Here is a 21,329-nt window from a genome sequence, read left to right as displayed (position 1 = left end):
CAGGGGCTGGTTACAAGGCTGTGCAGAGTCTCTGTCAGCATATATTTTTGGTAGGATAACGATACGGCTCCACCTGACCAACTCGCACCAAAGGTTGCTCTATGGCAATCAAACCTATTGTGTGCCCTTTAAAGTGAGTAGGAAAATATAGCAGTGATAGCCACTAGGCATGGCCTAGCGTCCATCCAGCCCTGAGGTACTGGGTATATAACTGTCAGGCTTGACTTGCTCCAGGCTTATTCACCAGTTGCTCAAACGCGAGAGTCCTTCATTGACTGGTCAATTTTCCCTTTTCTTGCCCAAAGTCGATTGCAGCAACCATTTATCTAGCCACGAGTATTTTAAAATATTGAACAGCACGGCAAACCTAAATAAACATCAACAAGCGAGAGCTTTTTTAAAATTACTTGGCAAGCTCATCTAGCCTTCTTGGTACGCCTACATCAAGAGAACTGTGAGGGGCTCTATTTAATGAAAGAATAGTCTTGAACTCTCTATATTCTTGGCAATTTAATATTGGCAACAAAGATGCCAATATTTTATTTAATTCGTTTTAATAGCAGTAAAAACTTGCAAACCCTGAGTAACCAAATGGAATAGTTTCGAATTGAACGAAGGCAGCATTATTGACAACCTTAATTACATTGGTTTTATTTTTATTGAACAATGTATATTCTATATGTTCTTCCTTTTTGAAATCAGTGAAGAAAATTGCAAAAATAGCCATGCCACCAGCACCGACCAAGGATAACGGGCCTAATACGGCCACGGCCATAACACATACAAGTACACCTAACCAAGCCAATCCTCGAACCATTTTATAAGCGACATCAGGAATAGCATCCTGATAAATAGCAATAAGCCCTTCAGAGGTAAGTCGGTAATGATAATCTTTATCCGCCATTACCAAATAACGAAAATAAAGGGCTACCCCCCCGCCCATCACAATAAATCCCCAACCTAGAGATATCATATCATCACCTGACGCTAACCAAGCCCCAATCAAGATCAAAATCCCTATTGGTATTGATATGATCAGCCAAGTGTGGGGGTTTCTCACTCTAATGTTCCACTCATGTAACGTAGGAGCCTCACGCACCCTTTTTTGATTGGTATCGATAATGCGTTGTTGCTCCCCATGCGGCAGCAGATGGAAAGGGGTTTCCTGCTCACCCACCTCGATTGCCTCGTTCACCTTGTCCATTATTTATTCCCCCTATTGCCGACTACCAACGCAGACATGGTGTCCAGCTCGCCGCTGCTGCCACTCAATGTGGCAGGACCGCCACTGCTACTTTTGCCCTTGAAAATAAACTCCCGCAGAATCATCCCCTCGAAATAAACTAACTCCAGTTTGATAGCCAAATTGGTATCAATCCCCAGCGACAGGGTATAGACCATGCCACCCAAACTTCCGTACTGGGGCTCAAGAAGATCGCCGGATAGTAAGCCAGCTTGTCTACCGAACAAACTGGCCTCCTAGTGAATAGCAATAACAGTTATTTCTCAATGGCAGTCGAGACATTAGAATCAAATCATTGGATGACCTTTTATATTTTTTATATCGACACACCTGATTTGATTTTTAATCATTTCAATAACACGTTCAAAATCCTCAGACTTACAATATAAATTGTCGCTATATGCGACTTTAAAGGGGGTGGATTCAAATCTCAGTGCCTTTTTCCTATTAGAAATAGAAAGCGTGTAGGGCCAGTCTTTTCTAAACATGGTTTCATGCACTGAAACTTCACTCTTAAAGTTAGTGAAAAACACCGCAAAGAGCGCCATGCCGCCTGCACCAACCAAGGCTAATGGCCCCAATACAGCCACTGCCATCACACAAACCACCACACCAAGCCAAGCCAAGCCACGCACTATAGTGTAGGCAGCCTCTGGAATAGCATCCTGATAGGTGACGATAACACCTTCCGTTGTGAGCCGGTAATGATAGTTTTTATCTGCCAACCATAAGTAACGAGTAAAGGCCGCAACTATTGCTCCCATGATAATAGGAGCCCAACCAGCATCATCATCGCTATACACCAGCCACATACCAATAGACATCATAATACCGACTGGGATTGATATAACTAGCCAAACAAAAGGTGTTTCCACCCTAATATTCCACTCATGTAGCGTAGGGGCTTCACGCACTTTCTTCTGATTAGCATCGAGAATGCGCTGTTGTTCTTCCTGCGATAATAGATGAAAAGGGGTCTCCTGCTCGCACGCTTCAACTACCTCATTTACCTTATCCATTATTTATTCCCTTGCTTGCCGACCACCAACGCGGGCATGGTACCCAGATCGCCGCTGCTGCTATTCAATGTGACTGGGCCACCACTGCTACTGCTGCCCTTGAAGACAAATTGCCGCTGAATCATACCCCCGAGATACCCTAACTCCACTTTGATAGCCGAATTGGTATCAATCCCCAGCGGCAGGGTATAGACCATCTCATCCCAACGTCCGCGTTGTGTCTCCAGCGTTCTGGGCTGCATGGCAGCCTGATAGCGCGTCAGATCCTCTTTGGAACGCACCGGCACCATTTGACCGGCGCGAGCAATTGGCTGACCGATGACCTTTAAACCTATAGTCTGCCCTCGCAAGTGAGTCGGCAGCGAGAGTTGCAACTGCCACTGGGGGCGGCCGCTGTCCATCCAGCCCTGGGCCGGGGAGCGCACTACCGCCAGGCTGGCACCCGGTTTATTGACCAGCGACTCGAAGCGAGCCAGTTCATCCTCGGCAGACCAGTTGGCAGGCTGCTTGCCCCAGGTTGATTGCAGCAACCATTTCTCCAGATCCGAGCGCTTAAAGATATTAAGCAACACTGTCAGTACCAGATAGGCGATACCCAGCACAAAGAGCCCGACAACCATCCAGGGGGCAAAAACGGTACCGATTGCGAATCCCCCAGCACCACGACTCACCAGCGTAAGCAATACTTGGACCCCAAAAATGCCCGTTTGTCCCCAAAGAACATACTCCTTCGAAACCAGCAAAGTTCTTTCCATCTCGCTAATTAAAGGGTCTTTGCTAGCCAATGTGGCATCCCAAGCTTCCAGTCCTGCTGCCGCAGCACCTAACCCAGCAAACGCCAGCATCCGTAGAGAGAAGGCTTTAACCCAGACCGCATGTTCACCTTCTTTTATTGCTGCTTTTATCGAGATTGCTGTCAGGGCTCGTTTACCCCCACCAGTAGTGAGCGGCTTTAACTTCTCCCATGCAGCCCCCTGATAGAGCGCGGCGATGGCATTGCCCGTCCAGGCGAAGGCAGAGCCCAACTGCATATTTGCCCGTTCCCGACCGATGGACTGGGCGTTTTGCGCCGTCCCTGCGATGACCACTGTCAGATTCCAGAGGTTGAGCAGGGCAACCAGCCCGCCAAAGGTCGCCAGATTGGGAATTCTCTCGTTCATGGCCGTGATGCGTTGATTCACGCCGCTACGCACGCTCGCCAGATAGTCACCAACATATTGTCTGGCTTGTTGCTGGTAGAGATCGCCTTTCAGTTTCACCAGCAGGGGCATTTCGCTGGCAATCAGGGTATCAAGCTGTTGCTGCAAGGTTTTTAGCTGACCGTTGATGGCCTTCACCGTGGTGCTGCGCCCGGGAGGGGGGGAGCTGATGGCAGACATCTCCTTCACAATGATCCAGACCTTCTGCTGGAAGCGGTTGTGGAGCATCCGATAGTCTCGGTTGACCTGCAGCGGCTGGTCGCCGAGCAGGGACTCCAGCAATACCAGCCTGAGGTTGCCCGCCAGGCTGTTCTTCCAGGCGTGGGGCAAGATGGCCGCCATGATCTGGGCGTGAGCCCCCTTGGCCATGGATTTTCCAGCCACTTTCATGGCTTCAATGACGGCTTCGATCGTCTGGAACCAGGACTTTTGCTTGAATCTCTCGTCCCCCAGTAGCGTCTCCAGATCAGCCGTTCTACCAAAGAGGGCTGTCATATCGCCAGAGGAGGTGCTGAGCCAGGCATTGTCTACCGTCAGCTCGCTCAGTCCCTTGTGCAACGCGGCATCAAAGCCATAAGGGGCCAGCGCCAGCAAGTTGTCGCGGCTCTTTTCGCCCAGCAGTTTCTCCAGCGCTTTCTTCCTCTCCTCCGTGCGGCAGCTAAGAGAGAGAACCGGCCCGGCCTCGGCAAACAGGGTCTGCAGATAGGCTTGTCCCTTGGGTGTTCTGTTGTCTAGACCAAAGGGCAGCGGATCGGCCTTGAGACGGGCCACACCGTTGAACAGATCTTCATGAGCCCGCGTCAGGGCCAGCTCCAGCTCATTGAGTGGCACCTGATACTGCTTGATAAACGCATTGAGCCCGCTCCAGTTGACCTCATCCTGGAAGGCGGCGCGCTCTTTCCATTGGGAAACCTGTTTTTGGGATGGGTTGAAACCATATTGTTCCCGCAAGATTTTCAGCTTCTCATCAGCCCGTTTCTCCATGGGGGAGTTGAACCGCACCATCCCGGGCTCTGCCGTCATGCTCTCCATGTCGGCGAGGTAGCGATCCCCAAGATAATCATCCAGCGCCTCTTCAAAGGCCTGGGTCCTGGCGACATTGCCCCTGATGGAGGCGGGCAACTCCTTCTCGTCGAGCCGCACCCTGGCCAGGTTGCGCGTGACCTCCGCCATCATCAGCTTGTGGCTGTTGACCTTGATGGTGGCATCATCTTTCCCCAGCAGAGCTTCGCGCTTGGCGAGCAGTTGATTGACCTTCATGGAAAGGTCGGCAAGGTCGGCCAGCGGGTCCTCCAGAGCGACCACCATGGCGCTCTTGGGATCCTGTATGCCCGCCTTGTAGGCAGTCGGTGAACTCGCAGGTTTGTGAGCCAGCAACTTGATCCCCTGCTTGTCCTCTTCGGCAGGCTTGGCAAGAGGGGTAGAAGAGAGCACAAATCCCTTGTTGGACATCCCCAGGTCCGCAACCTTGTCGAGTACATCTGGCAGACCGCAATGAGGGGCCTTCATGGTGCTGGCAAAACTGCCCAGTTTCACCTGCCGCATCCAGGTGGTGCGCAAACCGCCGCTCTTTTCCATCTCATGCTTGATGCGCCCCGTCCAGCGCTGGGGAGAATAAGCGAGGGAGAGGGTATGGCTCGCCGGGTAGAGCAGATGCCCCTTGCTTCCCTTGCTCTGGTTGATGAAGGTCGATCCTTTTATCTCGTACTCATCAAATGTCTTGGTCTTTTCGTCATACACATAGAGCCAGCCATCACGCAGTTGGCGCAAGGCATAACCGCTCTCTTTCAACTTGAGAGGCACCACAAAGCCTGCTCCGGCGGGGACAGGGTGAGGCTGCTTTTGTGGCGGGGAGAACGGCTCATCCAGGGCATAACGCACCGGGATGATGGCAATCTTCTTGTTCTTGAGCGGACAGACTCCTGCCGGGCTCTTGCTGTCGGTCGTGTTTGCACACTGGGCGGCTTGATTGGGCGTACTCATGCGTCTTGATCCTTGTTGCTCAATGCGGCAGCAAGCTCGGCGGCCTGCTCGATACGTTGCGAAGGGGTCTGGGGAGAACGCTGGGTAATCAACGCCTTGATCCGGGGATGCTCATCTTCATCGAACCAGCCACTGCCGAGATACCCCATCACATTGAAAAACAGCAGCAGATCCCGCTCGCTCTCGAATCCCTGGGCATAGGCGTAATCAGCCCAATGGGCAATCCAGGCCATGGGTTCTGGCAGCGTCAGCATGCGAGCCCCAAACCAGGTGTGCATGTGCGCTCTTATCCCATCGAGGGTGTTCAACCAGCTCACCTCTCCCAGACGGCGCCACTGCGCGTCGGAAAGTCGCAGGCGCTCCCCCATGGGGGACCCCATTCCAGGCGCGGCAACCTTGTGCTGCCACACCAGCCCCTCCCCCTGCCGGGTCGGGATCCAGACTTGAGCCACCCCCTGCCAGAGCCAGGGTTCATCATCCATAAACAGCCGCCACATGGTCTCCGGCATGGCCAGCTTGAGCAAAATCCTGCTGCCATAGGGACTCTCCACCTCGATAAGCCCACGCAGTCGCTCGGCCAACGACAACAGAGAAAGAGGGGACGATAGCAGGTAACCCCATGATGCATCGCGGTTTTGCATAAACCAATCCAGCAAATTGGGCGTTGCACAGACCAGACAGGGGCTCACTTCTCGCAAGCTGTCCCAGGGGGCGTGAAGGTAAACAGGCTGATAGGAAGGCGATGCGTCCTGCTCGAACAATACTCGCTCCAGCGCGGGAATGCGCGCCCCATCTAGCAATAGATAGAGTTGCTCACCTCTGTTCAGCTCGATGTCGGGACGCTCTGCGACTAAAGCCATGGCCATCAGCCACCACCCTCCTGTCTGGCCAGTTGCTCACAGATCTCGCACACAGGTTCGGCAGACTTGAGCGTCGCAATCTGACGTGCGGGGTCCATGGGAGGCGGTGGCGCCACCACTTCAACCGCACCAGGCTGGATCGGCATCTGGCCGCCCCAGCCGGAACCTGAACCCGGACTGCCGCCCGAGTTCATCTTGATGGAGCCGCCACTGAGGGTAACGCCGCCGGCATCAAGCTTCACAAAGCTGCCGCCGACCTTGAGGGTCAGCTCTGCCCCTGCTTCCATCACTATCTTCATGCCCGCCTTGTGATGCACCTCGCTCCCCGCCTCCACCAGCAGGGACTGCCCCAGCTTCTGGTGCAGGCTGGCATCCACCGTCAGCGAGTAGTCGGCTTTTATCTGGTCGCGCTTCTCGCCCTCTACCGTCAGGTGGTCATTAGCCTTGATGCGGGTCACCCGCTCGTTGTCGATATCCCGATGCTCGTCATGCTTGATGTGCCAGGCGGCATCATTTTCGATGAGCACGTTCAGGTCTTTCTGACCGTGGATGTAAATCTCTTCCTGCCCCGCCTGGTCTTCAAAGCGCAGCTCGTTGAAGCCCTCCCCCTGGTGGGTTTCGGTGCGCAGCACGGTGCGGGTCTTGTTGGCCGGCAGCTCGTAGGGCGGCCGGTTGGTGGCGTGGTAGGTGCGACCGGTCACGATGGGCTGGTCGGGGTCACCTTCCAGAAATGAGACGATGACCTCGTGGCCGATGCGGGGTATCGCCATCATGCCGTATTGCCCCCCAGCCCAACCTTGCGATACTCGCACCCAGCAGGAGCTTTGGTCGTTGGAGCTGCCGTAACGGTCCCACGGGAACTGCAGTTTCACCCGGCCATGCTCGTCGCAGTAAATCTCTTCCCCCTCGGGGCCAACCACCATGGCGATTTGCGGGCCGTCCACCATGGGCTTGTGAGGAGCCTCCGGGCTGCCGATGCGTGCCCGCCAGGTGGTGCTCGCTTTCACCACCCCGAACTCGTTGTGGTAGACGGTGGGGCCGCTGCCCCCTTCCTCTTCCAGTGCCTGTGGCTGCAAGCCGGTGTGCTGGATGCGCACGATTTGCCAGTCGGTGTTGAGGTTGCCGTTGGGATGTTCGGTGAGTGAGAAGCTCTGCCCCGGCTGCAAGGCCGCGCAGTTGGACTTGCCACTGCCGGCTACGGCATCGTTGCGCAGCGCATCCAGCCGATGTTGGGCAAAGGCCTTGCCGCTGCCATCCTGCTTGTAGCGACCCGGATAGTCGAAGTGCTGGTAGGTATCGCGCTGGTGTTCGAGCTCTGCGCCCTGTTTCTTGTGGGAGAGAGCGTAGGCCGGAGTCTTGAAGCTGTAATCCTTGAGCTCCACGTCCGAGGGGCGCACCGCCTCCCGATAGTGGAACTGGCGCACATAGGGGCCTTGCTCCAGCGAGCGGTTGCCGAGGTTGAAGAAGAGCTCGAGGTCGGCAGTCAGGGCGGCCGCGTCGTCGGCAAAGACGATGCGGTGCTTGCCCGCTTCAAACTCGTGGAAGTAGAACATCCCCTCTTCGGCGGCGAGGCGGTTCACGAAATCGAGGTCAGTTTCCCGGTACTGGACGCAGTATTCCCGCTTGGCGTGCTCGTTTTTCAGGGCAAACGCATAGTCGGTGATGCCGTGCTCTTGCAACAAGATTGAGAGGATTTCATCGGGCTTTTGCGCCTGGAAGATGCGGGAGTTCTGGCGCAAAGAGAGCCGCCACAGGGCTGGCTGTACCATGAGCTGATAGCGGGTGCGGCGAAAACCGCTATCCCCTTGCACGAAGTCACTGACCACCCCGCACACCCGGCGCTGCGGCTCGCCGTTGTACCACACCAAGAGCTCGCACGGCTGGTCCAGTACGGCGCCAAAGTCGATGTCGGGCTGGGCACTCGCCAGCTCCAGGCGCAGATTGAACGGCCGATTCAGCGCTTCATCCAGTGCAAACTCGACCACCACGAAAGTGCTCTCGGGCAGGGCCCCCACCTTGACGGTAAATTGTAATCCTGTGCTGTCTGCCATGAAGCGCTCCTTAACCTGCCTGTCCGCTGCCCGAGCCAATCACCACACCGCCGCAGCCGACGGCGGTGCCGGTCACTGTGATGGGCTTGCCGTTGACCAGCACAGAGCCGACGCCGCCCGAGATGCTGCGCGGACAGAGGGGATGGTCGGATTTGTCGTAAGGGGCCAGCGGCTTGCAATCGATTCTGGCAACTGTCGATGGGGGAATCCCATCCTGATCGGTGAGCATGTCACCGGACGATGCAATGGTGGAACACATGACGACTGGCCTCTGTTGTGCTTTGCAATAAGGTCGGCTCGCAGCCATATGGCAAAACACAAAAGCTCCGACCGCATCCAGCTGAACGGGTCGGAGAAAGCTTGCACTGGCCTGACGACAGCTGACACTGCCATCACCAGGCCATGGGGTGCACTACAAGGAATAACGGCAATAAGAGATCGAGAATTAGGCCTCGATCGGTGCGCGCCAGTCATCCGCACCGGAAGTACCGGCCACGGTGTGCTCCCAGTCAATCTTGCGATAGGCCAGAGAGACCTGGATCAGCTGGGTGAAGTCAGACTTCGCCGGATCCTGGCAGTGCGGCATCTGGCAGTCGATGTCGACGATGGTGGCATCGGTCAGCACGGTAGAGAAGAAGTGCTCCTGCTTGCCCTCGACGGAGGTGCGGTACCACTTCAGGGTCACTTTCGGCAGCATCTCGCCGGAAGCCAGGGAGTTGTACATCAGCGGTACGGCCTTGTTCAGGGCCACGGTGAACTTGAACGGCTTGTGGACACGCTGACCAGCAGGCTGACCGGATTGCGGATCGGTCGGTACGGTGACGACGTGTTGGAACTCTTGTACCAGCATCTCGTCTTCGTGGCCCTGCACGAAGATGTTGCCGACGGAATCGGAAGTGAAGGCACCGGCGGTGATATTGCCCTGGGTTTTACCTTCGATGCTGATATAACATGGAGTTGGCATGAGTTTGCTCCTGATTGGTTGAACGGTAATGACACTCGACCGAACCGGTTAGCAGCGACCATGCCACTCTTTTTTATCCATATTTTTCAAAGCATTAACTAACAATCAAGCAAGCCGGCCTGATGCGTGGCGCAAAAAGTTGCAACCAGCAGGTTATTGCACCATAAATTCTTGCACATGCAGTGGAACATCTTGCTATCTACGCAACGAGTTGCTTGCCACAAACAGAATCACTGCTCCTCATCCACATTAGCCACCAGCGCCATCTCCACGTTCAGCCTGACCATCCCCTGTTTCAATGCCCATGAGATGGCCTGGCTCTTGCTGCTGGCCCCCAGCTTGTTGACCACATTGTTCAGATGAAACGTCACGGTACGGGGCGTGATCCCGAGGATCTGGGCAATATCGCTCACCTGCTTGCCCTCCGCCGCCCAGCGACACACCCCCAGCTCCCGCAAACTCAACGCATCGTGCGGTGACTGCCCTGCCAGACAGACCCGGGCCACCGCCTCAAAGATATGCATGGAGAGCCAGCTGATAAAGGGCACAGCAGAGAGCCACTGCTGGCTGGTACGAGCTGTACTTGTGATAAAGGAGAGCAGGCCGACATGACCGTTGGCACCGTGCCAGGGCAGGGTGATACCGTCGCGAATGCCGTACTCGCTGGCCAGCTGCATCACCTCCCGGCCCTGTTCATCACAACGCTCCTCATCGTTCACCACATCGGCCCATAGAATGGGCGTGCTTCTGGTCATGGCGCACTTGACGATGGGGTCGATGGCAAAGAAGCCGCTGCCGGTATAGGTATCCACCCAGGCCTGTGGGCAGCCGTTGAAGATGATGACGTCAGGACGCTGGATGGTGCTGGGGAAGATCAGGGCAAGGCGAAAATAGTCGAATCCCATGCGACCGCTCAGTTCGCGCAGCAGGGTCACGATGGCGCGCTCGTCAGCCGCCGTCTCGAACTGGCCGATGAGATCCAGCGCGTGCAGGGTATTCATTTCCGGGGTATGAGGATCATGCACAAGATAAGGTGGCCAAACATGGAAACATGCTGAATGTTAACAAGCGTCAATAGATGACACACCCCAGCAGGTCTAAAAATCAGAACTCTCCCACACTTTATGCTACCGAAGAGAAAAATTTGTAATAAAACACTACAAAAAAGTCAGAAGTATCGTGGCGTCCCAGCCTAAGGCACCGGTGGAAAGGCCGTTCTTGCCCCCTCGCTACCGGCCCGTTGGGTGTGCTACCCCAGATATCAAGACTCTGCTGGCTGGCAAGACGCCAGTCTGTTGAACTACACGTTCACAGCCACAGTTGCTCTTCTGACGGCTGGCATTGACGTTGTCAGAAGCATTCATGCAGTCAAAGGTAAAGCTGCCTCCAGCCGAGATACAGCTCTGCTACCTCGTATCCTTTATCCATACTCTCTGCATGGTTCTATCCCGCCCCTATTTGAGGGTCAGGATATCACCGGCTGTGTTATTAGTTTCGATAGCACTCAGTGTTACCCAGATTCTTGCCTTTGGCGACGTGTTGATTGGCAAACACGCTGATATCGCGAATGCCATATTACGCTTTGTTGATCGAATTTATGTCCAAAACAGCCAAACGAACCCTATCAGTTGGAAATAAAGGTTGCAATATAACTTCATTGTTAAAAATAAACAATTTCGGTGATAAAGCAGTAACATCATAAATGTTTTCAGCGATCAATTTCAGTTTTGTTCTAAAAATAGGAATGCTAGAGTCATCCGCAAAAACGAACACATCATCATTCTTTATAACATTTGAAATTAATAATTCATTGACGCTTTCGTAGTCCTTGTATTTTATTTTTGACCAGTCCATGTATCCATTTGAAAGCGGATACCTGTTCAGAATGTTCATAACATTTTTACAGGCCACGCCCTCAATAACATAAAAATCTGCACTGAGAGCATTTTTACACTCTTCAAATAAATTCATTTGCTCCTACCTATTTAACCGTTTCAATATTTTTTCGAAATCTTTTTAATTTCCATCAAAAAAGGTGGGTATCCCAGATTTCCCGTCAACACTATATTGATTCTTTGTATGGAAGCTTATCCAAAACACTACTAACGGTGCCTTTATTTAAAGTTGTTTTTTTAGCTGTACTCCCATAATCATGACTATATACCAAATGTTCATTTTCATTATCCCCTAAACAATAAAAAAGATAAAATCCTGTATCAGCTATTTCAAGAGGGCTCAAAAAAACCCCTATTTTTTTGAATCAGGCAATTCCATATCATCAAGTTCACAATCAAGTGGCATACCATGTGAATGAGCTAATACCTTTAATAAAGCATGGGCATTCATTGACATATCTAACCCTTCATCTTGGCTATCAGTTACCTCTTGATGAGTATTTTTAAGATAATCAATAGCCATAGGCAATGTATAATTAGAACCTTTTGATGGATATATTTCATCCTCAATAAAAAACATGAAAATCCCAAACTTCCAATGTTCGTCATCTGTTTCCTCCAATATCTCATAAAAAACAGCGAACTCAAAAGGTTGACCGAAAATCATTTTTCCCCTTTAACTCTTTAATTTCTTTATCGTGAAGCAGCTCCCGCCATTGAGTAAGCAATTGCTGCACAACAGCCAGTTCGGGCTCTATCAACATCTCCCCCTGATACCAACGCCTGCCCAAATGCGGCCACTGGAAAAGCGCCGCCCAGCGCTCAGCCACCTCCCGCTCACTCCAGCTGGCCGCAGTATCTGGCTCAACCTTGAGCACCAGATGATAGTGATTGCTCATCACCGCGTAAGCACAAATGTCGATAGCAAACAGCCGCGACAGTTGCCCCAACTTGTCGACCACCCATTGGCGTCGATGCTCGTAACTCTGGGAGTAGGAATCCTCTCCGCACAGAAAAGCTCGCCGCACACAGCGACTGACCACGTGGTAGTAAGGCGTATCCTGCAAGCTGATTTGACGTGAACGAGCAATGGTCATGGCGCATCCCTCAACGATGACCTCTCAAGTCAACAACAGCACTACGCCTCTGTCAAAAAGGTGGGTGTCCCGGACTCCCGCGGTTCGGAGGCATCAACAATTATTTCAATGTATAGTTAAATTTCTCATCCCAATTAAATTTAATATCTTGTTGCTTTGTTTGCTCAAAAGTTTCAACGATTTTATAAAAACACTCACCAAGGCACTCCCTTGATTTTTCGGAGTTTAACCAGATCACTTCGATTGGTCTTTCAACATCTGTGCTTAGGCGATCCCATAGCGCATCGAGATTTCTGCCATAATATGGACCAAAATTTAATAACTCAGAAATAGTTCTGTGAAAATCAGATTCGGATTCTATTTTCGAACCATCTAAAATGACTTTTCTCATGTTTATTTCCACTTGCCGATTGAAGTTGCGGTCTTATAATGGTCTGTTGTGATGTATAATACACCATCACTTGAGTATAGCAGGCGAGTTCCAGGTTGATTGCCTCTAGACATTTTACTATCTAAACCAACATCAGCTTCGTGCCAAGTTCGCCCCTGTGCCGATGGCAATATATTACTCTCATTTTTGAATACATCCCCGCCAATTTGTCCATTAGGAACGCTATTATTCAACGCCTTACCTGGTTTCCAGCCACTCCCCATAGCTATCTCTTTTGTAAGGTAGTTTGGTGGAAAATTGCCTGTATTACGTAAACTTTCCACTACCTCATTTGCTGCTTGAGTGGTTTTAAGATCCATTTTTAGGCCAGCATACATTGCAGCGTTATGTGCCGCATTGGAGGCATTAGCTGTTTTTATTACTGCTGATTCAGCCTTACTAGCAACCTTCGCGACAGCCTCTGCTTTGGCCTCGGCGGCCGTCTTCGCGACACCAATACCACCCTCCGCCACTACCTTAGGGGCGGCACCAGTGCTTCCAATCATCTTATTTGCAGCCACACTACCAAAAATCGCGGCAGTGCCCAAGCCCGCGTTGATTAGGCCATCGACATTCTGGCCTTCTAGCAACTGCCCTACACCGGTGCCAGCTTGATATGCACCGCCTGCAGCCACCGTACTACGTAGTATCGTGCCAAGATTACCCGGCAGAGCCAATAATACATCTGTACCTACCGCAGCCTGCCCGGATTGAATGCCATAGTTTATTAGGTAGGCTCTCGCTTTGTTATAGGTGGCTACATCTGCCGCTGGGGCAACAATAGCCTCGCCAGCCTTTACCTTTTCAATTGCAGCAAAGGCTTGCTGCTCTGTATATCCATACTTGGTTTGTAACTCATAACCATACTGATCCAGAGCTGATGCCAAGATCCGCTAGTCTTGTTCAGACAGGGGTTTCCCCTGTTGCAGCTGATATAGCAAGTCATCGGTGACGTTATCTTTGTTGGTCAACGACACTATTTTTTTGGCAGCTTCAAGCGGATTTTTACCCTTATCAAAATCATCCAGCGCTTTGCTTAAGGCTCTGTATTCTGACGGGGCCAGCAGATTATTCTCCACCACCGTCTTACCGGTCTGGGCGCTGACCAAAGCACTGGCGGAGCTATCACCGGCCAAACCACCTGCCAATCCGGCTGCCAAAGTAGTCAAGGTGGAGACGGTCTCCTTTTCCCCCTCTGTCAACTGGCTGGCGTCTTTGTGGTAAAGCTCGGTCGCCATCATGCCGACCAACTCACCAGTCACGGCGCCGGTTGCACTGACCATGGCGTTCTTATTCTAGGTATGGGCCATCACCCAGGATGGGCACCAACTGAGCCAGATAAAGGGTCACGACACTGATAGATGTATATACAACAATCTTCTCCAATAAATATCCACTACTAATAGCTACTATTTATTCCTCTCAACTCATCACCAACGACTTGAAAAAGAGAGTTCTAACGCCGCCATGATAAAAATTTAGACCTAACTATCGAACATATTAAAAGCAGAAGAAAGACACCACTAAGCGATACTCCATACATTGCACCTTTCTCTGCAAATGAAATTAATAATGACCATGACAGATTCAATTTACGTCCATAGAATATGAATGTAAAGAAATTTACAGAAATATAAATAATGCCACCAATAATGGAAAATATAATTGGCAAACATATAAAAAACACTCCAGAAAAATACCTCACCAGCCAGCCTCTTTTAATTCACATTCAAAAAACTTGGTTGATAGCTCCGATGAAATGGAACCACCTGCATTTCCAAAATAACTCGAAATAATACTTTCCGGTTTGTTCTTTTGTATAGTCAAACCTATGTCAATGAACTCATATTTTATACCATCTGGGTTCACGTTAAATAAATTTTTTGCCAATGGTTCAACCTATTTACCGGTCCAATATCCAGTACCAGCTCCCAAAGAACTCGCGAAACCACCGACAAGTGGATCTTCTCCTTTCAAATGGCTCGTATAAGCTCCACCTGCAGAATTGACAGCTACAGTTGGCCAGAAGCTCCAACCTACTGTACCTGCACTTAAGTAAGTAGAAAATACAACCTCGCCCACATCAACTTTACTTAAGTCACCTTTATTATTCCACAGCTCAAACCCAAATTTGGCCCCTCCCCCTATTCCCCCCACAGCTAGCAACTCTGATGGAAGCAGGGGCAAGCCCACTAATCCCAAACCAGCAATCATCATTTTTTTACATTCTGCCGATTCACCACAAGTCTTGTATTGATTTCTTTTAGCCTCCATCAACTTGGCAAATTGTTCAGGATCGCGCGCTGTCAGCGCGGCTAACGTATGTGCCATCGCATTGTACCGATGCACCGTCTCAGCCCGGTCTGCACCAGTATAGAAGTCGTTTTCATCCCCGGTGACGGCCACTGCCGCAAGTCCACCCAATACCTTGTTGAGGGCAACCTGATACTCCTCGTTGCTGCTAAAGGCCCCCAGGCTCCAGTCACCGGCGAGTTCCGACATGGCACCGCTGGCCACCCCATGGGCAGCGATTTTCCCTGCCTCTGCCAACGGGCTGTTGGCAGCATCAAATTTAATGCCTTGATCCCCTATCCAGTTGGCCGTGGCTTTACCCACTTCCCCCTGAATATTGGATAACAGGCTGGCTTTAAAGGCATCCGCAAAGTGGGAGCCATTGATGGTGCTATCTATTCCGGCACTAATCCCGGCGTTGCTGGTGACCCGGTTGAAGGTATTTTAGTTGCCCCCAGCTGGGCATAGGGAGCGTTGGGGGTACCGCTTGACAAGCCAGCCCATTCGTTAAAACCAGTCAAGGCCCCCGCCGTTGCCACCGAGGTGGCCAACTGCTTGATATTGGCGCTGCTGCCCAGTTCTTTGAGTACCGCTCCCAAATTGCCGCCATTGTTGATGGTGGAGATAGTTGCCTGACTAACCAAAGTACTAAAGCAGCGTTGGCCATGGCCGCTGTAGCAGTTCCCTCAGCAGCCCCCATTGTCAAAAATGGTGAGTGTCCCAGATTTTGTATCCAGGGCGACATTACCCCGGGCACTGCCAAAAACGGGTCAATATGTCAGCCCGCAAGACACCGGTTTTCAGTTAGTCATTGTACCCAAAAGTAATATTTATTTTAAGATCATCAATATTTATTGATATTTCACAACTATGCCAGAACGATTTTTCCTGTGATTTAAAAGCATCAACTAAAACCCCCCTCAGCTCAACAAGTAAATCTAAAAGTTTTTCGCTTGCATCCCTGGTTTCAGTTATCCAGTGTTGCCCACCATGATTATCAATATAATCATAAGTAAATTCGCCAGAATCACTTTCCGGCTCTAACTTAGCGCATAAAATAATCTTTTTTGCATCATCAGGAGCAATTGATAATAATATTGAGCCTATATCATTATAAATCTCTTGGTCGGTCCGCATCACTTTCCTCCAGGCGCGTTATTGAATACTTTTTCAATTGGTCGTCCACCACCCATTGAATATACAACTTTAAATTTATCCGGTCTAGTGCCATCACTAATGTACGATGGCCGGATATCAATCTTAACGCTCTGCCCTTCATTTAATGCTTTAGCCCAAACATTCTCCATTTTCTTCCAAGCCCCTTTATTCAAATTCGCATTCATAGGAAGTAAATTCAGACGTTCACCCGGGCCATTAAATACACTTGCTATTAAGTGCCCACCCTCATCGCCGCTAATACCACATTTCCCTGCAACACATTGCTGATAAGTATTGCGATCATTTTTAGTCAGTGAGAGATTGGATTCAACTTTTTCAACACGCCCAAGGCTATCTGTTTGATAAGTTTTATTTCCATCAACCTTATAAATTGTATTTGGCTCTGGTTTATTTAGTTCCTTCGTCCATGCGCCTTTTCCACCAGAACTCACCTCTACTTCACGCAGAACTTGAGCCGCACCTTTTTCACCAGTAGTTAACAGACTGCTACCAGTCTCTTTCGAAATAACAGCAACAACCCGATCACCACTTTTAATTAAACCGGTCCCTTTCGCCGGAACCAGTGCACCAGCCAAGACACCCGCCAAATTTTCCAAGGCAACCTGATCGCCCTGCGCCGCTTTGCCTACCGTACCTTTTACAGCAGCCCATGCATCACCACTCATGACTGCATTTACCGCATCGGAAGCTGCTTGATTCTTCTTGCCAAGGTCACTTTTGGCCTGGTTGCAATAAGCTTCACCCAAGCTACAGGTAACCAGTGCCGCAGCAACATCAAACGCCGAGTCCACAGCCAGTAGCCCGGAATCACCTACTTCTGTCAACGCATTTAGAACACCATTAGTGATTTGTGATGAAGTATTTTCACCCAGCGTCTCTCGGACTCGCTGCTTCCACCACTCATTGCTCCCTTTCAGAGATTCACGAGCTTTATCTCCTGCCAGTGAATTATTCTCCACCACCGTCTTACCGGTCTGGGCGCTGGCCAAAGCACTGGCGGAGCTATCTCCGGTCAAACCACCCGCCAATCCAGCAGCCAGAGTCGCCAAGGTGGAGACTGTCTCCTTCTCTCCCTCTGTCAGCTGGCTGGCTTCTTTGTGGTAAAGCTCGGTCGCCATCATACCAACCAGCTCGCCAGTCGCAGCACCGGTGGCTCCGACCATGGCATTCTTGTTCTGGGCGGTGGCCAGCGCTCCCTGCACCAGCGCATGGGCCATGACCCTAGAGACACCATCATCGGTTTGTTGTTTGACCATCTGGGCCAGGTAGGGGACCGCGGCCCCGGCTGCAGCCTGGGTCAGGTCGCCCCCCGCCAAGCCTTGCAGTGCCGCCGTCGCAGCCTGCATCCCGCGCTGGAAGTCGCTGCCCACGCCCCATTTTTCCTGCAGCGCCTTGTACTCCTTGCTGTTGGCGTACTCAGGATCATCCTTGGCCTTTTCATTGGCTTCAGCCAGATGGTGGCTGACCACCATTTGGGTCGCCTGCTGTCCGACCTCACCAATCAGCTGGGCCTCCTGCATCCTTGCCAGCTCTTTTTGCTTGTCAAAAATGGGAGAAAGCCCGTTGACCGCCTGGGTGGGATCACGATGCAAACTCACCAGATCCTGTTGCTGGCCGGCTGTATTGCGGATCTCGATATCACCCGCTCCGATTGAAGCGAAGGTGGTCGAACTGGCGCTGCCGCTGCTGTTGCTGCCGCCTAGTACGGTTGCAGCAGTCGGCTCACCCTTGCCTGATAAGCCCTGCTTGGAGCCACCACTACCACTGATGCCAATGCTCTGGCTTTCAACCTTGTACTCGGCACGGTTAACCAGATCGTTCCACCCCAGCGTACCGGTGGACAGATGGTTCTTGCCGGCATCCTCGCTACCCGCCAGCACGGCACCATTGAGCTGGGTATGCTCGCCCACCCGGATATCAAAACCCTGTTTGCCGGCAAAGACGCCGGTCTGCTCTACCACGCTCTCAAAGTCACTGTTGATCTTCTGACGGCTGGCATTGACGTAACCAGAGGCGGTCATGCTGCCAAAGGTAAAGCTGCCGCCCGCCGAAATACTGCTCTGCTGGCTCTGGTAGTGATCGTTATCTTGCTGGCTGGTCAGGGTCAGGTTGCGGCCAATATCCGCCGTTACCTTGTCTCCGCTCACCTGTGCACCAAGCAAAGTCGCATCCCGTCCCGACTTGAGGGTCAGGATATCGCCGGCCGTGATATTGGTTTCGGTATAGCGATCCGAATCCCCGTTCTCTTTACCTTTGGCGGCGTTCATGTTGGCGAAGATGCTGATCCCCGCACTCCCCTGACTAAATCCAAAGCTCACACCAGCATTCCAGCCACTGCTGTGATTGCTGCCGCTGCTGTCACTGCTGTTGACGGCCGATTGCAGCACCAGGTCACGTGCAGCGCCCAGCGTCACATTCTGCCCCTTGATGCTGCTGCCACTGACGATCAGGTCGCCGCTGCCATTGGCCTCATCCCCCTTGGCCAACACGGTGATATCCCCCCCGGCATTGAGCTCCGAGGTCAGTGCATTGGTTTCGCTGCTCTGGCTGTTGGATTGGCTGCGCTGGTTGCCCACCGAGATGGCGATCCCGACAAAGGAGGGATCGGGCACACCACCAGAATTCGCCATCGCCTGCATCCCCTGCCAGGCCTGATAACCATTCATGGCCGCCTTGGCCCCCTGCAACGCCACCAGACGATCGTTGCTGCTCTCCTTGCTGGTCTTGACGGTGTCATAGGCGCTCTGCAAGGCAGTGACGGCGCCACCGGTCAACGCTACCGTAAGCCCACCACTCTTACTCTTGAACTCCTCCTTGCGGGTGATCTGCTGCTCAGCCGAGGTGATGGCGACATCTTTGCCTACCAGCAGCAGATCCTGACCTGCAATGACATCGCTGGCGCTTATCTGCAGGCGGTTACCGGCCTGCAGCGTGACATCCCCCTGAACACTGCCAACACTGGAGCCTTCTCTGATCTGCGTAGTGCCCGCCATGTCGCTACTTTGTTGCTGCTTGCCGATGGTAAAGCCGATCCCACCACTGCCCATCAGGCCGGAGCGCTTGGTTTCACGGAAATGGAGCTCACGATTGAGCAGATCGACGGTATCAATGTTCAGGTCGCACCCAGCCAGCAGGGTCGCGCCAAGATCCCCAACCACATTGCTGCCTTTGACCGCCATATCCTGCTGAGCCTTGAGCAACACATACTGACCACCCAGCTCGGTAGCCTGTGCCATGTGCTGTTCACTAATGTCGTGGCTTGTGGTGGTCTTCTTGCTGAGTGCCTTCTTCTTGCTCTCCTTGGTGTAGGATTCGCGATAGTCCATTGCATCACCCGCTTCCAGCAGCAGGTCTCGACCGGCAGTGACAGCAAGCTCGCCTTCTGCCTGCACATGAGCTGCACGCATCGCCAGATCACTGCCAGCGCGCAATGCAATGTTATCGGCGCTCAGATTTGCCCCCACCTCTTCACGCTGCTGAACGATGTCGTACCCATTGCGACGAGTGGTGTATTGGTTGGCATCATTAGTGGCGGTCTTGAGCACGAGCTCATTGCCGGCAGTCAAGGAAGCATCTCCTTTGGCAGCCAGGGAAGACGCTGAGATGGTGATATCACGCTCAGCTGACAGACTCAGGGTGTGACCCGCCTCAAGACCGCTCATCAGTTGCTCAACCCGGGCGAAGCGGCTGTTGCCCTCCTCCCATTTACGGCGGTCTTCGACACTGCCGATGTTGATGTCCCGTCCCGCCGACAACGACATGTCGAGCCCCGCCAGCAGGTTGCTGGCCGACAGCGAGATATCCTGCCCTGCCTGCAGCAGCAGGTTGCCCGCCGACTCGATACGGGCAATCTCACCCACGTCAGTGCGGCTGAAGCGGGTCTGCTCGGTCAGCTCATTCGACAGCACGCCGTTGACATCCACGTGGCGTTGCGCCGTCTGGGTTTCATTGCGTACCGAGCCGTCCCGCGAGGCAATAACAACGTCTCCCCCTTTGATGAGGTTCTGGTTGAGAATATCCCCCTTGGCAAGCAGCTCAAGCCGCCCACCCGCCTGGATCTGCCCCTGGTTGACCAACGTACTGCCGCTCTTGAGCGACAGAGTGCCGTCTGCCAGCAAGGTGCCGCTGTTATTGATGCCGCCGGCCGTGAGATCGATGTTGGTGGCAGTGATGACGCTGCCAGAGAGGTGGCGTTTGTCGGCCTCGGTCAGGTAGAGCTTGGGCGCCAGCACGATCTTGCCCTGATACCAGACCGGCTCCCACCACACCATGCTGCGGCCCAGCTGCGCTACCTGCTCGGCGCTCAGAGCCACCCCGGCGGTCAGCCCCAGCTCGCGCTGGTTTTGCACCGCGCTGTCGATGAGCGTGCGCATCTGCGCCAGATCCGATCCCATCTCGTTATTGATAAAGCGGCGGCCGGTCTGGGCCAACACCGCATCCCGGATGACCCGGGTATCGAAGGCGGCATCACCCAGCAGCTTGATGTCTTTCTCCGGCGCATAGTTCATCTGCGAGAAGAAGTAGCTGGAGCCGAGGAACTGGTTGACCTGGGTCAGGGTCGGGCTGGTTTCAAGCTGCGGCTGGGTCGCCAACGCCGGCACGGCTTGTAAGCCGGTCTGTACCGAGCCCGGCGCCGTTACCGCCACGGTCGTGACCACGGAGGCTTGCCAACCCGGCTGCAGGCTCTGTTGCCACTGACCTGCCGCACTGGCTGTACCGCCAACTATGTGCGGACCGGAGCCATTTGCATGAAAATCAGGCTGCAGGCTCTGTTGCCACTGACCTGATGTGACGACATGGCCACTGTTTGACAGTGCCATACCGCTTAACGACTGCAACTCAGGGGAGTGGTCCCCGCTGCTTGCTCGTCCCGGCAGTGCCCAGTCAGCATGTTGACCAGCCACCTGGGCAATGCCGCCATTGCCAGAGACCGCATCGAAAGAGAGTTGTCCCGCGCCCTGCAACTGCTGCTGGAGCGCAGCATCGATACGATCCAGCATGCCGCTGCCGGCCTGACCCAGATTGGCCAGCAAGGGGTTTACTTCGATCAGATAGGGGCTGTCGCTATTGCCGTTGACGGTAAAGAGCCCCTTATTGCCGCTGGGCAACTGGAAGTC

The 21,329-nt window shown here is 52.8% G+C and carries 20 protein-coding genes and 1 pseudogene; 1 reads left to right on the top strand and 20 read right to left on the bottom strand.

Annotated features, from left to right (window positions below; translation table 11 throughout):
• Window positions 1–553: 553 nt before the first annotated feature.
• The 20 genes and pseudogenes from BN1143_RS21510 to BN1143_RS05390 form a co-directional block, all read right to left on the bottom strand.
• On the bottom strand, window positions 554–1,204 hold the full coding sequence (locus BN1143_RS21510; protein ID WP_052444024.1) for a hypothetical protein: 651 nt from the start codon (window positions 1,202–1,204) through the stop codon (window positions 554–556).
• A complete protein-coding gene (locus BN1143_RS05445; protein WP_042049910.1) occupies window positions 1,204–1,470 on the bottom strand; it encodes a hypothetical protein in 267 nt (88 codons plus the stop codon). The genes BN1143_RS21510 and BN1143_RS05445 overlap by 1 nt, the downstream gene beginning before the upstream one ends.
• 60 nt (window positions 1,471–1,530) lie before the next feature.
• Complete coding sequence (locus BN1143_RS21505) at window positions 1,531–2,262, bottom strand: hypothetical protein (protein WP_052444023.1); 732 nt, start codon at window positions 2,260–2,262, stop codon at window positions 1,531–1,533.
• A complete protein-coding gene (locus BN1143_RS05435) occupies window positions 2,262–5,444 on the bottom strand; it encodes a toxin VasX (protein ID WP_042049909.1) in 3,183 nt (1,060 codons plus the stop codon). Before BN1143_RS05435 ends, BN1143_RS21505 begins: the two co-directional genes overlap by 1 nt.
• Window positions 5,441–6,304, bottom strand: coding sequence for a DUF4123 domain-containing protein (locus BN1143_RS05430; RefSeq protein ID WP_231570560.1), 864 nt, complete (start codon window positions 6,302–6,304; stop codon window positions 5,441–5,443). The genes BN1143_RS05435 and BN1143_RS05430 overlap by 4 nt, the downstream gene beginning before the upstream one ends.
• A gap of 5 nt (window positions 6,305–6,309) precedes the next feature.
• Window positions 6,310–8,355: a type VI secretion system Vgr family protein gene (locus BN1143_RS05425; RefSeq protein WP_042049906.1), complete on the bottom strand. Its 2,046-nt coding sequence runs from the start codon at window positions 8,353–8,355 to the stop codon at window positions 6,310–6,312.
• A 10-nt stretch (window positions 8,356–8,365) separates the two neighbouring features.
• Complete coding sequence (locus BN1143_RS05420) at window positions 8,366–8,584, bottom strand: hypothetical protein (RefSeq protein ID WP_414730662.1); 219 nt, start codon at window positions 8,582–8,584, stop codon at window positions 8,366–8,368.
• Window positions 8,585–8,800: 216 nt separating this feature from the next.
• On the bottom strand, window positions 8,801–9,319 hold the full coding sequence (hcp1, locus tag BN1143_RS05415) for a type VI secretion system effector Hcp1 (protein WP_010634822.1): 519 nt from the start codon (window positions 9,317–9,319) through the stop codon (window positions 8,801–8,803).
• A 230-nt stretch (window positions 9,320–9,549) separates the two neighbouring features.
• The gene (locus tag BN1143_RS05410) at window positions 9,550–10,320 is read right to left on the bottom strand and encodes a LuxR family transcriptional regulator (RefSeq protein WP_042049903.1); all 771 of its coding nucleotides are present in this window, start codon (window positions 10,318–10,320) and stop codon (window positions 9,550–9,552) included.
• A 574-nt stretch (window positions 10,321–10,894) separates the two neighbouring features.
• Window positions 10,895–11,290 carry a CDI toxin immunity protein gene (locus BN1143_RS21790; protein ID WP_082038447.1) on the bottom strand — a complete coding sequence of 132 codons (396 nt, stop codon included), beginning with the start codon at window positions 11,288–11,290 and terminating at the stop codon, window positions 10,895–10,897.
• Between the two features lie 91 nt (window positions 11,291–11,381).
• Complete coding sequence (locus BN1143_RS22920; RefSeq protein WP_197069846.1) at window positions 11,382–11,558, bottom strand: Imm42 family immunity protein; 177 nt, start codon at window positions 11,556–11,558, stop codon at window positions 11,382–11,384.
• An 8-nt stretch (window positions 11,559–11,566) separates the two neighbouring features.
• Complete coding sequence (locus tag BN1143_RS22845) at window positions 11,567–11,881, bottom strand: Imm42 family immunity protein (RefSeq protein WP_082038446.1); 315 nt, start codon at window positions 11,879–11,881, stop codon at window positions 11,567–11,569.
• A 31-nt stretch (window positions 11,882–11,912) separates the two neighbouring features.
• Window positions 11,913–12,311 (bottom strand): annotated as a pseudogene (locus tag BN1143_RS05405) (transposase); the annotation flags it as partial.
• A gap of 100 nt (window positions 12,312–12,411) precedes the next feature.
• Window positions 12,412–12,702 carry a barstar family protein gene (locus BN1143_RS21780; RefSeq protein ID WP_082038444.1) on the bottom strand — a complete coding sequence of 97 codons (291 nt, stop codon included), beginning with the start codon at window positions 12,700–12,702 and terminating at the stop codon, window positions 12,412–12,414.
• A gap of 2 nt (window positions 12,703–12,704) precedes the next feature.
• Window positions 12,705–13,628 (bottom strand): ribonuclease domain-containing protein, encoded by a 924-nt coding sequence (locus BN1143_RS22600; RefSeq protein WP_197069845.1) that lies wholly within the window; start codon window positions 13,626–13,628, stop codon window positions 12,705–12,707.
• Between the two features lie 6 nt (window positions 13,629–13,634).
• A complete protein-coding gene (locus BN1143_RS05400) occupies window positions 13,635–14,024 on the bottom strand; it encodes a VENN motif pre-toxin domain-containing protein (protein ID WP_042049902.1) in 390 nt (129 codons plus the stop codon).
• Between the two features lie 616 nt (window positions 14,025–14,640).
• Complete coding sequence (locus BN1143_RS21770) at window positions 14,641–15,444, bottom strand: DUF637 domain-containing protein (RefSeq protein ID WP_082038443.1); 804 nt, start codon at window positions 15,442–15,444, stop codon at window positions 14,641–14,643.
• The gene (locus BN1143_RS22915) at window positions 15,429–15,677 is read right to left on the bottom strand and encodes a DUF637 domain-containing protein (RefSeq protein WP_082038442.1); all 249 of its coding nucleotides are present in this window, start codon (window positions 15,675–15,677) and stop codon (window positions 15,429–15,431) included. The genes BN1143_RS21770 and BN1143_RS22915 overlap by 16 nt, the downstream gene beginning before the upstream one ends.
• Before the next feature lie 160 nt (window positions 15,678–15,837).
• Entirely contained in the window at window positions 15,838–16,170 is a 333-nt protein-coding gene (locus tag BN1143_RS21760) for an immunity protein YezG family protein (protein ID WP_082038441.1), read from the bottom strand.
• Window positions 16,170–21,032: a hemagglutinin repeat-containing protein gene (locus tag BN1143_RS05390; RefSeq protein WP_231570559.1), complete on the bottom strand. Its 4,863-nt coding sequence runs from the start codon at window positions 21,030–21,032 to the stop codon at window positions 16,170–16,172. Before BN1143_RS05390 ends, BN1143_RS21760 begins: the two co-directional genes overlap by 1 nt.
• Before the next feature lie 69 nt (window positions 21,033–21,101).
• Here BN1143_RS05390 and BN1143_RS22735 point away from each other — a divergent pair.
• The coding region (locus tag BN1143_RS22735) for a hypothetical protein (protein ID WP_231570558.1) at window positions 21,102–21,329 on the top strand (228 nt) is incomplete at its 3' end.

Origin of the sequence: Aeromonas dhakensis (assembly GCF_000820305.1) — a bacterium.
Classification (GTDB): Bacteria; Pseudomonadota; Gammaproteobacteria; order Enterobacterales; family Aeromonadaceae; genus Aeromonas; species Aeromonas dhakensis.
This window is presented reverse-complemented; position numbering and strand designations above follow the sequence as displayed.

Bases quoted from the DNA above. Each gene is read 5' to 3' on its own strand.
- BN1143_RS21510 (WP_052444024.1), bottom strand. From the start codon at position 1,204: ATGGACAAGGTGAACGAGGCAATCGAGGTGGGTGAGCAGGAAACCCCT.
- BN1143_RS21505 (WP_052444023.1), bottom strand. From the start codon at position 2,262: ATGGATAAGGTAAATGAGGTAGTTGAAGCGTGCGAGCAGGAGACCCCT.
- BN1143_RS05435 (WP_042049909.1), bottom strand. From the start codon at position 5,444: ATGAGTACGCCCAATCAAGCCGCCCAGTGTGCAAACACGACCGACAGC.
- BN1143_RS05430 (WP_231570560.1), bottom strand. From the start codon at position 6,304: ATGGCTTTAGTCGCAGAGCGTCCCGACATCGAGCTGAACAGAGGTGAG.
- BN1143_RS05425 (WP_042049906.1), bottom strand. From the start codon at position 8,355: ATGGCAGACAGCACAGGATTACAATTTACCGTCAAGGTGGGGGCCCTG.
- BN1143_RS05420 (WP_414730662.1), bottom strand. From the start codon at position 8,584: ATGCTCACCGATCAGGATGGGATTCCCCCATCGACAGTTGCCAGAATC.
- hcp1 (WP_010634822.1), bottom strand. From the start codon at position 9,319: ATGCCAACTCCATGTTATATCAGCATCGAAGGTAAAACCCAGGGCAAT.
- BN1143_RS05410 (WP_042049903.1), bottom strand. From the start codon at position 10,320: ATGAATACCCTGCACGCGCTGGATCTCATCGGCCAGTTCGAGACGGCG.
- BN1143_RS21790 (WP_082038447.1), bottom strand. From the start codon at position 11,290: ATGAATTTATTTGAAGAGTGTAAAAATGCTCTCAGTGCAGATTTTTAT.
- BN1143_RS22845 (WP_082038446.1), bottom strand. From the start codon at position 11,881: ATGATTTTCGGTCAACCTTTTGAGTTCGCTGTTTTTTATGAGATATTG.
- BN1143_RS21780 (WP_082038444.1), bottom strand. From the start codon at position 12,702: ATGAGAAAAGTCATTTTAGATGGTTCGAAAATAGAATCCGAATCTGAT.
- BN1143_RS05400 (WP_042049902.1), bottom strand. From the start codon at position 14,024: ATGGTCAGTGCAACCGGCGCCGTGACTGGTGAGTTGGTCGGCATGATG.
- BN1143_RS21760 (WP_082038441.1), bottom strand. From the start codon at position 16,170: ATGCGGACCGACCAAGAGATTTATAATGATATAGGCTCAATATTATTA.
- BN1143_RS05390 (WP_231570559.1), bottom strand. From the start codon at position 21,032: ATGGCACTGTCAAACAGTGGCCATGTCGTCACATCAGGTCAGTGGCAA.